A 12,546-nucleotide genomic window follows, 5' to 3' on the forward strand; every position below is an offset into this window, starting at 1 on the left:
TAAATGCTGGTCAGTTTGTGCTAGAATGCGCCACCCCGCCAGCCCCGGCGGGGCCGTATAACTCTAACAATAGATGTGAGCAGTCGATGTCCCCACATGATGAAGATCCGCAACCCACAGGCACCCTGACGCTGCAGACGCAGACCATGCCGCGGGACACTAACCCGCAGGGCGATGTATTTGCCGGCTGGCTGATGTCACAGATGGACCTCGCCGGCGCCATTCTGGCGCAGAGCATTGCCCGTGGCCGCGTCACCACTGTTGCCGTGGGCAGCATGGTATTCCTGCGCCCCGTGCCGGTCGGCTCTACCGTCAGCTGCTACGCCGAAGCCCTGGAAGTGGGCCGCTCTTCCATCCGCACCATGGTGGAAGTCTGGCTGACCCGCGTCGATTCCGGCGAGCAGGTGAAAGTCACCGAAGGCGAATTTGTATTCGTGGCCATCGACGACCGCGGTCGCACCCGGCCGCTGCCGGAATAAGTCCCCTCCCTCCCGGTCGGGTGCTATACCGATTGGGATGATCGAATCACTTCTCGAGCAGCTGCTCGTCCTGGCGGGAATACTGCTGATACCGGGCGGCCTGCTGCTGTTAATCCTGGCCCGGCTGCGCTGGAGCAGCAAGGCGACCCTGGCCGGCATCACACTGATGGCCCTGGGGGCCCTGCTGCTGGTGCGCATGCATTACGTGGAATACTGGCGAGTGGATCGCTGTGTAGACGCGGGCGGCCGTTACGACCAGGCTACGCACAGCTGCGACTTCCAATAGGACCTGCTCCCTAATGCGACACATCGGTGTCCGGCACGGCGATGCCCAGCGAGTGCAACTGCTCGGCGAGGCGCGGATCGCGGCTCTGCCGCCAGCGCTGATAGAGATCCAGCACATCGGCCGCATCGAAGGCCTGCTGGCGGGCGCAGACCCGTGCCACCAAATCGAGTATGCGCACGAAACGCCGCGCCAGCTCTTCAAACACATGACGGTTCTGTTGCGCGTTTTCCCCCAGGTAGTCGTAGGCGCCGCCACCCATGCCGACAAAATAATCTCGGCGGATACCACGCCGACTGTAGCTCTCAGGAAACAGTGCGCCGACAAACAGCGCCAGGTCCCCCAGCTGCCGCAGCAACTGGCAGCGCTCCCACTGACTGGCAGCTTCGCGGGCGTCTTTGTATAGCAGCGCCAGCGGGCGCATGCTGACCTCACCACGATCGTAACCGAACAGTTGATCGCTATCGCCGAAACGGGCCAACAGGTTGCCGATATACCAGAGCGTGTCGTCCGCCGGCTGCGGTTGCAGTTCGGGCGCCAGCTCCTGCAGCCGCTTGCGAAAAAATTCGGCCAGGGTGCTTTCAAAGGCGGGGTGAGCCGCTAGCGGCATCCGCATTCCTCCTCTGCCGTGACTCTACTGAAAATATAAATCCAGATTTATACGCCTTCTACTTTTTCTCCGTCGATTTATATAAAAATTAATTATAAAAACTGCTGCGGTTCCCATCTTGAAAAACCCAAAGCCGCTCCTATTTTGCCGCGAGGAAGGGCAGGGATTTTTCGCCTTTTTTCCCGCCTTCCCCGTTAACTTTCGATCTTTTCTATCTGGAATTTTTGTGATTGCTTATGGGAGGAAATCCGATGAGTATCAGACCGCTCTACGATCGGGTGGTTGTAAAACGGCTACCCGCGGAAACTGTTAGCGCAGGCGGCATTGTGATTCCCGACAAGGCCGCGGAAAAACCCACTCAGGGTGAGGTTGTCGCCGTCGGCCAGGGCGCACAGCTGGAAAATGGCGAGCTGCGCCCGCTGGCGGTAAAAGAGGGCGACCACGTGTTGTTCGGCCAGTACGCCGGAACCGAAATCAAGCTCGCTGGCGATACCTACCTGATCGTCAAAGAGTCCGATATCTTGGCCGTTATGGAGCAGATTGAGGCAGAGGAGGAAGCGGCATGAGTGCAAAGATCATTAAGTTTTCCGACGATGCCCGGGAGCGCATGTTGGCCGGTGTAAATATTCTCGCCAACGCGGTGAAGGCGACCCTGGGCCCGAAAGGGCGCAACGTGGTGCTTGCCAAGAGTTTCGGCGCACCGCGCGTCACCAAGGACGGGGTTTCCGTTGCCAAGGAAATCGAACTGAAAGACAAGTTCGAGAACATGGGCGCGCAGATGGTGAAGGAAGTCGCGTCCAAAACTGCCGACGTGGCCGGCGACGGCACCACCACGGCCACCGTGCTGGCACAGGCGATAGTGCGCGAGGGGCACAAGGCCATTGCCGCCGGTATCAACCCAATGGACCTGAAACGCGGCATCGACACCGCAGTGCGGGCCGCTACCGACGAGCTGACGAAACTGTCGAAGCCCTGCAGCGACAGCAAGTCCATCGGCCAGGTGGGCACGGTGTCCGCGAACTGGAATGCCGACATCGGCCAGATACTCGCCGAAGCCATGGACAAGGTCGGTCGCGACGGCGTCATCACTGTCGAAGAGGGCAAGTCGCTGCACAACGAGCTGGAAATTGTCGAGGGGATGCAGTTCGATCGCGGCTATTTATCGCCCTATTTCATCACCAACCAGGACAAGATGCAGGTCGAACTGGAAAATCCCTATATCCTGCTGGTCGACAAGAAAATCAGCAATATTCGCGAGCTGCTGCCGGTGCTTGAGGCCACGGCCAAGACCGGTCGGCCGCTGCTGTTGATTGCCGAGGACATCGAGGGCGAGGCGCTCGCCACCCTGGTGGTCAACAACCTGCGCGGCACATTGAAGGCCGCGGCGGTCAAGGCGCCCGGTTTCGGCGATCGCCGCAAGGCCATGCTGCAGGACATCGCAGTGCTGACCGGCGGCACGGTGATCGCCGAGGAAATCGGCCTTACCCTCGACAAGGTGGAGCTGGAGCAGCTGGGCAGCGCCAAGCGCGTGGTGATCGGCAAGGACAGCACTACCGTGGTCGATGGCACCGGCAGCAAGGCCGACATCGATGCGCGCGTCGCTCAGATCCGTGCCGAGATCGATAAGTCCAGCTCCGATTACGACCGCGAAAAACTGCAGGAGCGCCTGGCCAAGCTGGCCGGGGGGGTGGCGGTGATCAAGATCGGCGCCGCCACCGAGGTCGAGATGAAGGAGAAAAAAGATCTAGTGGACGACGCGCTGCACGCGACCCGCGCCGCAGTGGCAGAAGGCATAGTGCCAGGTGGCGGTATCAGTCTGGTGCGCGCCGCCGACGCGCTGCGCCAGTCCGGGCTGAAGGGCGCCAACGACGATCAGCGGCTGGGTATCAACATCGCCCTGCGGGCAATGGAGGAGCCCTTCCGCCAGATAGTCGCCAACGCCGGCGTCGAAGGCAGCGTGGTGCTGAACAAGGTGCGCGCCGACAAGAACAGCGCCTTCGGCTACAACGCCCAGACCGGCGACTACGGCGATATGATCGAATTCGGCATTATCGACCCCACCAAGGTCACCCGCACCGCGCTGCAGAATGCCGCCTCTATCGCCGGCCTGATGCTGACGACGGAAGTGATGGTCGCCGACAGGCCCGCGGAGGAAAAAAATCACAATCTGCAGGCGGACGCCTACGATTTCTAATTCCTTTCAAGCCCCCTTTCCGGGGCGGGGCCCACCCCGCCCCGCTTTCCTGTCGACCGCGCTCCGTTTGCGGCACCGCGCCGCCGGACCTATAGCACTAGCGATCCGCTGATGATCTTGATATTACCGCGCAGGTCCTTCAGTACCGTGTAGTCGTCGGTGCTGTATACCAGATTGCCGCGCATCATCACCCAACCGCTGCCGCCGGCGATCTTGTGGGTCGCCTGCTTCGTGTCCACCTCGGGCAATGTGCCCCCCAGCGAATGCGCCAGGTAGCTGGATGTGTGCGCTATCGCCTGCTGCAGCTCCGCGTAGAAAGCCTCCAGGTCCGCCGCGCGCCAGTAGACCAGGTTTTCCTGCTTGTCACCCGAGCCGGTGCCCGCCGACCAGTACTCGATGGAGTTGCGATACAACGGCTGCCTGCCGCCGTTACGCAGTTCGGCGTTGATATTGAACTTCAGCACGTTGAGGCCGTTGGTCAGTTTGATCGAGGGCAGCAGTACCAGCTGCGGCGCCCCCTTTTCCGGCAGTGGTCCGTACTCGACGGCATTGCCTGCGGCAAATTCCGAGGTCAGCATCCCGTCCACCAGCGCCTCGCGCACGTCCCGTTCTATGGCCCGGCCCATCAGCGCTTCGATCAGCGGCTGCGCGGGCTCCTGCGCCGCCTTCTGCGCCTGGCCCTTTGCCATCTCGCTGACGATCAGCGTGCCGATCAGCCCGCCGGCGACGCCCGCGGCAGCCGCCTGGCCGGCGCTAGTGCCCGGGGGTGGTGGCGGGGCAGAGTACTGTGCGGCCGCAACATTGGAGGCCGCCGCCTGGTAGCGCCAGGGCTCCGGGTGAATTTCCACGCTGAGCGGCCCGTTTTCGAGCGGTTCGACTTCCAGGTAGATGCGTTCGAGGCTTTGGATTTTCTGCGTATCGCCGGCGGCGATGTGGTATTTGGAGGAGTGCGCACAGCCGGCCAGCAGAACGCAGGCCAGCGCAAGGGATGTGATTACTTTCATGCTTGAGTCGGCGGCGGCCGCAGCCGCCGCGCTTCCCTGATCTTATTGTTGTTGTGATTCAGCTTCGGGGCTTTCGGTTTCCTCATCGACCTCGCCGGCCTTGAGAGCCAGGACCTCGGCACCACCGTCGCGCTTGGCCAGTGCGTTGAGCACATCCTGTTTGGCTTTATTCATCACCACGTAATAGGTGTTGGTCAGGCCAGGATAACTTGGGCCCTCATCCCATTCGCCGCTGGCGTAGGCGGAGTGGGAAATATTGGAGTACCAGAGCAGCTGGTTGGACGACATGTCGATCATCTCGCCATGCACATTGAAGATCGCGCGCGGCGCATCGGTGGGAATGAAACCGTAGTAGGGGCGGGCCAGGCCGGCGCTGGTGGCGGTGAGCTTCAGCAGGTAATCGACCTTGTACTGGTCAGCCAGCGCGCGGTGGTCCTTGGCGGCGAAATAGGTGGTGTCCTTGCTGTCCGGATCCTTGAACTTGGCCAGCTTGGGAGCTTTTTCCGGCGCTTCCAGGCGCACTACCTGGAAGCCTTCGCTTTCCAGACTGTGGCTTAGTTCTTCCGCCACAGCGAGGAACTCGCCCAGGTCCTGCCCCTCGATATGGCTAGTCAGCGTGTTGGTGGCCGCGGCAATGATCGCATAGTCGAGCAGGCCGATATTGCCCTCGAGCGCGAGTCCGGGCTTCTCCGGTGCCTCCAGCATCAGACCGACGGTCTTTTTGTCGGCGGTGTAAAAGGTCTGGTCCAGCGGCACTGGCACCTGAGGAGTGGCACAGCCGACGAGCGCGGCGAAGATGGCTGCAAAAGACAGCCGCAACAGAGTCTTCATTTAATCCCCTAAATTTTTCTTAATCTAGTTCCGGCCTAATTGTGACCGAACTACGATTATTCGTATTTATCGGGGATATGAAAGTTGACTCACCTGTCTGTCAGATAATTAAGAGCAAGTTGTGCCAAGAAAAGCCTGCTCATAGGGAAAATAATCCCAAGACTTAATTCTCCTCCAGCGCCCGCGCCTGGTAGTAGGCCTCTTCACTGATCTGGTGATAGGGAATCACTTGCTGCTGGAATTCCTTGAACGCCTCATAGATCCGGGCGAACTGCGGATCTTCGGCCGCGGTCTCCTGCAGGATTTCCGTATTGATCTTTTTCAGGTGCGCGAGCACGTCCGCCGGCAGGCGCTTGAGCTGCACGCCGTGCTGCTCCACCAGCTCTTTCAGCGCGCGGTTGTTGCGCGCCGTGTACTCGTCGAGCATGTCCTGGTTGGCGTCGCGGGCGGCGGTGCGCACTATCGCCTGCAGGTCTTCTGGCAGTTTTTCGAAGGCGGTCTTGTTGACGATAAATTCCAGAATGGATCCCGGCTCGTGCCAGCCGGGGTAATAGTAATACTCGGCGATCTGGTAGAAACCGAAAGCCAGGTCGTTGTACGGGCCTACCCACTCGGTCGCATCGATGACGCCGGTCTGCAGCGCCGTGTAGAGTTCACCCCCAGGGATGGTGACCGCGGTGCCGCCGGCGCGGTTCAGCACTTCGCCGCCGAGCCCCGGGATGCGCATCTTCAGTCCCTTCAGGTCGTCGACGGAATTGATCTGCTTGTTGAACCAGCCCGCCATCTGCACGCCGGTGGAACCGCCAGCCATCGGAATCAGGTCAAACGGCGCATAGACTTCTTCCCACAGCTCCAGGCCACCGCCGTGGTGCAGCCAGCCGTTCATCTCCTGGGCATTCAGTCCGAAAGGCACCGCGGTAAAGAACTGCGCGGCCGGCACCTTGCCCTTCCAGTAATAGGCCGCACCGTGGCCCATTTGCGCGGCGCCATCGGATACCGCGCCGAACACGCCCATGGCCGGCACCAGTTCGCCGGCACCGTAGACTTTGATTTTCAGGCGGCCGCCGGACATTTCGCCGACTTTTTCTGCAAATCGTTCCGGCGCACTGCCGAGACCGGGAAAGTTTTTCGGCCAGGTGGTGACGAGTTTCCACTCGAAGGTTTCCCGATCACCGTTCGCGGTGAAATGCTGCGTGGGGCCGAGGGAAGCGCGGGACGCGACCAGGGCACCGAAGGTGATCACCAGCAGCGCCAACAGGCCGAGGATGATGGGCGGATACCAGTTTATTTTTTTCATCGCTTGTTATTGTTCGTCTTATTGTTGCTTCGTCAAATCGGCGCAGGCCGGTGCCCAGCGATATGGCGATACTGGATGCCGGCCTGCGCCGGCATGACGACCTCTGGATTTAAAGCGGCTGCAGTTTGGCCATGGCCACCACCAGCCACTTGCTGCCGGCATCGTCGAAATTGACCTGCACCCGTGCGCGCGGGCCGCTGCCCTCGAACTGTACCACGGTGCCTTCACCGAATTTCGGGTGATCGACACGGCCACCGAGTGCCAGTGGTGGCAGGTCGTCGAAATCCGGCGCCGGATCGGAAAATTGGCCTAGTTGGCCGACTTTACCGTGGCCGGGCTGGAACAGTGGCCGCGATATCTCAGTTTTCAGCCGCACTTCGTGCACCAGGTTCGGCGGAATCTCGCCGATAAAGCGCGACGGGCTGTTGTAGGTCTCGCTGCCGAACAGGCGGCGGTTTTCTGCGTAGGTGATGTACAGCTTCTGCATCGCGCGGGTGATACCCACATAGCAAAGGCGACGCTCCTCCTCCATGCGGCCGGGTTCCTGCGCCGACATCTTGTGCGGGAACAGGTTTTCCTCGACGCCGGCCATAAACACCAGCGGGAACTCCAGCCCCTTGGCGGAGTGCAGGGTCATCAGCTGTACCGCGTCCTCGAACTCGTCCGCCTGACCCTCGCCGGCGTCCAGCGCGGCACTGTCGAGGAACTGGTCGAGCAGCGGGCGCTCCTCTTCGTCTTCCTCGCCCTCTTGTCCACTTTCGTTCGGGGGCACATCGATGCCGTCGAAGGCGCGGCAGGCGCTGACCAGTTCCTGCAGGTTCTCCACCCGCGTCTGGCCCTTTTCGCCCTTTTCCTTGCCGTGGAATTCCAGCAGGCCACTGGTCTCGATCACATCCTCGGCGATCGCATCGAGCAGCTTGTCTTCGGCATTCGCCGCCAGCCGGTTGACCAGGTCGAGGAAGCCCTGCAGCGCATTGCCGGCGCGCGCCGCCAGCACCCGCTGCTGCAGCATCAGTTGGGCCGCGCGCCACAGGGAACAACCCTGCTCACGGGCATAGCTGCGCACCATCTCGACGGTGCGCGCGCCGATACCGCGGGTCGGCGTATTGACGACCCGCTCGAAAGCGGTGTCATCGTCACGATTGCTGATCAGGCGCATATAAGACAGCGCGTTCTTGATCTCCATGCGCTCGTAGAAACGCTGGCCGCCGTAGATGCGGTAGGGAACCTGTTCGCGCAGCAGCGCCTCTTCCAGCACCCGCGACTGCGCGTTGGAGCGGTACAGGATGGCGATGCTGTCGCGGCGATTGCCGTCGCGCACCCAGTCCTCGATGCGCTCGACGATAAAGCGCGCCTCGTCCTGTTCGTTGTAGGCGGCATAGACGGCGATCGGCTCACCTTCCTCGCCCTGGGTCCACAGCTCCTTGCCGAGACGGCCGGCATTGTGCTCGATCACCGCGTTGGCCGCCTTCAGGATCGTGGCGGTGGAGCGGTAGTTCTGCTCCAGGCGCACCGTCTGCACCTCGCGCATGTCGCGCTCGAAATGCTGGATATTCTCGATCTTGGCGCCGCGCCAGCCGTAGATGGACTGGTCGTCGTCGCCGACCGCGGTGATGCGGCACTGGTCGCCGGCCAGCAGGCGCAGCCACGCGTACTGGATTGTGTTGGTGTCCTGGAACTCGTCTACCAGGATGAACGGGAAGCGGCGGCGGTAGTGGGCCAACACCGCATCGTTGTCCCGCAACAGCTCGTGGGCGCGCAGCAGCAGCTCACCGAAGTCCACCAGGCCGCCGCGCTGGCAGGCCTCCTCGTAGGCGAAATAGATACGCACCATCGTCTGCAGCCAGGGGTCGGCGCCGGCATTGATGTACTGCGGACGCAGGCCCTCGTCTTTCTGGGCACCTATCCACCACTGGGTTTCCCGCGGCGGCCACTTCTTGTCGTCCAGCTGCAGGTCGTTCTGCACGCGCTTGATCAAGCGCAGCTGGTCGTCACTGTCGAGGATCTGGAAATTCTGCGGCAGCTTCGCTTCCTGCCAGTGGGCTTTCAGCAGGCGGTGGGCCAGGCCGTGGAAGGTGCCCACCCACATACCGAAGGTGTTCACCCCCAGCAGCTCCTCGATGCGCGCGCGCATCTCCTTGGCCGCCTTGTTGGTGAAGGTCACCGCCATGATCGAGTAGGGCGAGGCCCCCTCCACCTGCATCAGCCAGGCGATGCGGTGTACCAGTACACGGGTCTTACCGGAGCCGGCACCGGCCAACACCAGCTGATTGCCCGGCGGCGCGGCCACGGCCTCGCGCTGAGCATCGTTGAGGGGGTCTAAAATCTGAGATACGTCCATGGGCGGCGATTGTACCAGAGCTGCCGGCGGATACCTGTGTAAATAAACAGGCTTTCACTCACAACCCGGACGCGAAGGCGACGGTGGTGGTGGGCTTTTGCGGGGCTGTCGGCCGGAGGGATCCGGCCGCCAAGCCTACAGGGATGTATTCACGGCGTGCCCCGCAAAAGCCCGCCACCACCGCGCTCGTCACGATGTCGCTCGCCAGCCGGGAGAGCAGCGGCTAAACTGCGCAGTCCGGCTTATAGAAGGAAGTCCCGTGAAACCGGCGGAAGTCACGCAGAAAATCAGCGAACAGCTGTCATCCATGCGCAAATCGGAGCGCAAGGTGGCCGAGTATATCCTCGCCAACCCGGATGAAATCATCCATATGCGCATCGTCGACCTAGCCACCGAGGCCCAGGTCAGCGAACCGACGGTGGTGCGCTTCTGCCGCGCGGTGGGCTGCTCCGGATTCCAGGAATTCAAACTGAACCTGGCCCAGCAGCTCGCTTCCAGCCCCAGTTTCGGCCAGATCGCGGTGACCGAGACGGATACCATCGCCGAGTACAAGCGCAAGGTTTTCGACTCCACCGTCGATACGCTGCTGAACGTGCGCGACAAGATCGACAACCGCGCGCTGGAAGCGGCGGTCAGCGCTATCGCCGCCGCCAAGCGGGTCGAATTCTTCGGCTTCGGCGCCTCCGGGGCCGTGGCCGCCGACGCCAAGCACAAGTTCTTCCGCCTGCAGCTGGCCGCCGCCGCCCATTCCGATCACCACATCCAGAACATGTCCGCCATGTCGATGGTGCCCGGCGACGTGGTGGTAGCCATCTCCCAGAGCGGCCGCACCAAGGCGCTGCTGCGCTCCATGGGCATGGCGAAAGAGCAGGGCGCCACCGTCATCGGCCTGGCTCCGAGCGGCTCACCGGTGGCCCGGCAGGCCAGCATCCCTCTGGAAGTGGATGTGGAGGAAGACATAGAGATCTACACGCCACTGTCGTCGCGCATTGCCCACCTGGTGGTGATCGACGTGCTCGCCATTGGCGTGGCCCAGCGCAAGGGACCGCAACTGCAGGAGCATCTGCTCAAGTTGAAACAGGGCCTCTATACGCTGCGCGAAGACAAGCACTAACCGCTCTACCGGCCGATCAGAGCCGGCGCATATCCAGCAGCGGCATGTTGCGGCGCACGGTCGCCAGCTTGTCGGCGCTGAGGGTTGTCACCAGCACCGCCTCGCCCTCGCCGGCCTCGGCGAGGATCTCCCCCCAGGGATCGATAATCACCGAATGCCCCCAGGTGCGCCGCTTGGGCGAGTGCTCGCCGCCCTGATTGGCGGCCACGACGAAACAGCCATTTTCCACCGCCCGCGCCCGCAGCAGCGTCAGCCAGTGCGCCTGTCCGGTCACATAGGTAAAGGCCGCCGGCACCAGCAGCACCTCGGCGCCGGCCAGCGCCAGCTGCCGGTAGAGCTCGGGGAAGCGCAGATCGAAACAGATACTGAGGCCGAGCTCCGCCCAGGGCGTCGCCACGGTAAACAATTCATCGCCGGGCTCGATACTGGCCGACTCCCGGTAACTGCCGGCGGCGTCGGCGACCTCGACATCGAACAGGTGGATCTTGTCATAACGGGCGCGCAGAACCCCTTCAGTGTCGTACACCAGGCTCGCGGAACGCGTGCGCCCGCCCGGCACCGGTGCGCCGTCGGCCCGCTCGGTCAGCGGTACCGCCCCCGCCACCAGCCAGACACCCAGCTCCGCCGCCCACTGCCGCAGCGCATGCTGGATCGGGTGGCGCTCGGCACTGGCCTCGACCGTGCCGGCAAAGGGTTCCGCCGCACCGGCACTGCCCCGGTCGGAAAGGTGTGCAAAGTTCTCCGGCAACAACACCAGCTGCGCACCGCGGGCTGCCGCCTGCTCAAGTAGCCGGCGTGCCTGCGCCAAATTGGCGGAGACCGACTCCCCGCTGATCATCTGTACTGCGGCCACACATAGATCTTGCACGACTGCTCCCCCATCTTTCGTTTCCACTGTCCGGATTTTGCCATGGCCGGCACAGGAAAGAAGCGCCGCAATTTGCGCATCCATTCCAGCGGCGTCCGCACTAACTTTGCACTGCTTGTGTCGGACGGTCGCTGGCACATGTCGCCGCCCATCGCTACCATGGCCCGCCCGCGGCGACTAATCTTTTAGCTCGGCAACAGCCGCCGAGTTCACCCCCCGCCATTCCGCCACGCAGTACCTGAGCTGAATTTATGAAGCCCATCGCCATTGCAGCCGAAAAGAAACCGCCGCGCTGGCTGGCGGTGTGGCTGGCGGCACTGGTGGCACTGACTCCGTTTTCCATCGACAGCTACCTGCCGGCGATCCCGGCGATGGCCGTGGCACTGGATACCGAAGTGGCGCGGGTGCAGCACTCGGTATCGAGCTTTCTGCTCGGTTTTGCCATCGGCCAGCTGTGCGGCGGGCCCCTCTCGGACCGCTGGGGCCGGCGCCTGGTCGGCACCATCGGGCTCAGTATCTATATCGCCACGTCGCTACTGGTGCTGTTCGCGGACCACGTGGATCAATTGATTATTCTGCGCTTGTTCCAGGCCATCGGCGGCGGTTTCGCCACGGTGATCTGCGCGGCCATAGTGCGCGACCTGCACAGCGGGCGCGACGCGGCCAAGATCATCTCGATGATCAGCACCATGATGCTGGTGGCGCCGCTGATTGCGCCGGTAATCGGTTCGGTGCTGCTGGCCGGCGGTGGCTGGCAGAGTATTTTCGTGTTCCTGCTGCTGTACGCCGGGGCCATGCTGGTACTGGTGCGTTTTCTGCTGCCGGAAACGGTGTCGCGGTTTTCCCGAGCGCGGCGCCAGCGCAAGCCGCTGCGTTCGGTGCTGCAGAGCTACGGCCAGGTGCTCGGCAACCGCCGCGCGCTCGGCTTTCTCGGCGCCCAGGCGTGTGTTAGCGGCTCGATGTTTATCTACATCACCACCGCCCCGTTCGTATTCATGCGCTATTTCGAGGTGCCGGCCACCCAGTTTCCGCTCTTCTTCGGCATCTGTGTGCTGGGGCTGATCTGTATGGTGCAGGTGAATATCCGCCTGCTGAACCTGTTCGAGCCGCGCAATATCCTGCTGGCGGGCATACTGCTGCAGCTGCTCGGCTGCGGCCTGCTGCTGCTGGGGACGCTGACCGGAGTGAAAGAGATAGCGCTGTGGATGGTGCCGCTGGTACTGGTGATGGCCTGTATCGGTATCACCGGGCCCAACGCCGCAGCCTGCTTTCTGGAGTTTTTCCCGAAAATCAGCGGCAGCGCCAATGCGCTCTACGGTGCCACCATCTTTATTACCGGCGGCGTGCTCGGCGGCATCGTGAATACACTGCACACCGGGACGCTGGTGCCCATCGCTGCGGCCATGCTCGGCTGCGCGCTGGCGGCGCTGTTGTCGGCCGTATTGATCGCCCGCGCGCTGGAGCCGATCGAAGTCGAGGTGCCGGTCACCAGGCGCTACATTCCACGCTGATCGCACCGGACACC

Annotated in this window: 12 protein-coding genes; 6 read left to right on the top strand and 6 right to left on the bottom strand. The window is 62.5% G+C overall.

Annotated features, from left to right (window positions below):
* Nucleotides 1-86: 86 nt before the first annotated feature.
* Together BLW36_RS10340 and BLW36_RS10345 are read left to right on the top strand one after the other, a co-directional pair.
* Nucleotides 87-479 (top strand): acyl-CoA thioesterase, encoded by a 393-nt coding sequence (locus BLW36_RS10340; protein ID WP_091387955.1) that lies wholly within the window; start codon nt 87-89, stop codon nt 477-479.
* 37 nt (nt 480-516) lie between these two features.
* On the top strand, nt 517-765 hold the full coding sequence (locus BLW36_RS10345) for a hypothetical protein (protein ID WP_091387957.1): 249 nt from the start codon (nt 517-519) through the stop codon (nt 763-765).
* A 10-nt stretch (nt 766-775) separates the two neighbouring features.
* Here BLW36_RS10345 and BLW36_RS10350 read toward each other — a convergent pair whose 3' ends face one another.
* A complete protein-coding gene (locus BLW36_RS10350) occupies nt 776-1,372 on the bottom strand; it encodes a hypothetical protein (protein ID WP_091387959.1) in 597 nt (198 codons plus the stop codon).
* A gap of 251 nt (nt 1,373-1,623) precedes the next feature.
* On the opposite strand from BLW36_RS10350, the gene groES reads away from it, so the two are divergent.
* Both groES and groL read left to right on the top strand, forming a co-directional pair.
* Nucleotides 1,624-1,938: a co-chaperone GroES gene (gene groES / locus BLW36_RS10355; protein ID WP_091387961.1), complete on the top strand. Its 315-nt coding sequence runs from the start codon at nt 1,624-1,626 to the stop codon at nt 1,936-1,938.
* A complete protein-coding gene (groL, locus tag BLW36_RS10360; RefSeq protein WP_091387963.1) occupies nt 1,935-3,566 on the top strand; it encodes a chaperonin GroEL in 1,632 nt (543 codons plus the stop codon). Before groES ends, groL begins: the two co-directional genes overlap by 4 nt.
* Nucleotides 3,567-3,655: 89 nt before the next feature.
* On the opposite strand, the gene BLW36_RS10365 is transcribed toward groL, so the two are convergent.
* The 4 genes from BLW36_RS10365 to uvrD form a co-directional block, all read right to left on the bottom strand.
* A complete protein-coding gene (locus BLW36_RS10365; protein ID WP_091387965.1) occupies nt 3,656-4,570 on the bottom strand; it encodes a putative periplasmic lipoprotein in 915 nt (304 codons plus the stop codon).
* Between the two features lie 42 nt (nt 4,571-4,612).
* The gene (locus tag BLW36_RS10370) at nt 4,613-5,401 is read right to left on the bottom strand and encodes a hypothetical protein (RefSeq protein WP_091387967.1); all 789 of its coding nucleotides are present in this window, start codon (nt 5,399-5,401) and stop codon (nt 4,613-4,615) included.
* A 163-nt stretch (nt 5,402-5,564) separates the two neighbouring features.
* The gene (locus BLW36_RS10375) at nt 5,565-6,698 is read right to left on the bottom strand and encodes a TRAP transporter substrate-binding protein (RefSeq protein ID WP_091387969.1); all 1,134 of its coding nucleotides are present in this window, start codon (nt 6,696-6,698) and stop codon (nt 5,565-5,567) included.
* 109 nt (nt 6,699-6,807) lie between these two features.
* Nucleotides 6,808-9,039: a DNA helicase II gene (gene uvrD / locus BLW36_RS10380; RefSeq protein ID WP_091387971.1), complete on the bottom strand. Its 2,232-nt coding sequence runs from the start codon at nt 9,037-9,039 to the stop codon at nt 6,808-6,810.
* Nucleotides 9,040-9,298: 259 nt separating this feature from the next.
* Here uvrD and hexR point away from each other — a divergent pair, with 259 nt between their 5' ends.
* Entirely contained in the window at nt 9,299-10,153 is an 855-nt protein-coding gene (gene hexR, locus BLW36_RS10385; protein ID WP_073273956.1) for a transcriptional regulator HexR, read from the top strand.
* 16 nt (nt 10,154-10,169) lie between these two features.
* Here the strand turns inward: hexR and BLW36_RS10390 are convergent, their stop codons facing one another.
* Nucleotides 10,170-11,021, bottom strand: a complete 852-nt coding sequence (locus BLW36_RS10390; protein WP_211567182.1) for a carbon-nitrogen hydrolase family protein — start codon at nt 11,019-11,021, stop codon at nt 10,170-10,172.
* Nucleotides 11,022-11,272: 251 nt separating this feature from the next.
* On the opposite strand from BLW36_RS10390, the gene BLW36_RS10395 reads away from it, so the two are divergent.
* On the top strand, nt 11,273-12,532 hold the full coding sequence (locus BLW36_RS10395; protein WP_091387975.1) for a multidrug effflux MFS transporter: 1,260 nt from the start codon (nt 11,273-11,275) through the stop codon (nt 12,530-12,532).
* Nucleotides 12,533-12,546: the final 14 nt, after the last annotated feature.

The sequence above is a fragment of the Microbulbifer marinus genome (assembly GCF_900107725.1).
Lineage (GTDB): Bacteria > Pseudomonadota > Gammaproteobacteria > Pseudomonadales > Cellvibrionaceae > Microbulbifer > Microbulbifer marinus.

Bases quoted from the DNA above. Each gene is read 5' to 3' on its own strand.
- BLW36_RS10345 (WP_091387957.1), top strand. From the start codon at position 517: ATGATCGAATCACTTCTCGAGCAGCTGCTCGTCCTGGCGGGAATACTG.
- uvrD (WP_091387971.1), bottom strand. From the start codon at position 9,039: ATGGACGTATCTCAGATTTTAGACCCCCTCAACGATGCTCAGCGCGAG.
- BLW36_RS10350 (WP_091387959.1), bottom strand. From the start codon at position 1,372: ATGCCGCTAGCGGCTCACCCCGCCTTTGAAAGCACCCTGGCCGAATTT.
- BLW36_RS10375 (WP_091387969.1), bottom strand. From the start codon at position 6,698: ATGAAAAAAATAAACTGGTATCCGCCCATCATCCTCGGCCTGTTGGCG.
- BLW36_RS10395 (WP_091387975.1), top strand. From the start codon at position 11,273: ATGAAGCCCATCGCCATTGCAGCCGAAAAGAAACCGCCGCGCTGGCTG.
- BLW36_RS10365 (WP_091387965.1), bottom strand. From the start codon at position 4,570: ATGAAAGTAATCACATCCCTTGCGCTGGCCTGCGTTCTGCTGGCCGGC.
- BLW36_RS10340 (WP_091387955.1), top strand. From the start codon at position 87: ATGTCCCCACATGATGAAGATCCGCAACCCACAGGCACCCTGACGCTG.
- groL (WP_091387963.1), top strand. From the start codon at position 1,935: ATGAGTGCAAAGATCATTAAGTTTTCCGACGATGCCCGGGAGCGCATG.
- BLW36_RS10370 (WP_091387967.1), bottom strand. From the start codon at position 5,401: ATGAAGACTCTGTTGCGGCTGTCTTTTGCAGCCATCTTCGCCGCGCTC.
- groES (WP_091387961.1), top strand. From the start codon at position 1,624: ATGAGTATCAGACCGCTCTACGATCGGGTGGTTGTAAAACGGCTACCC.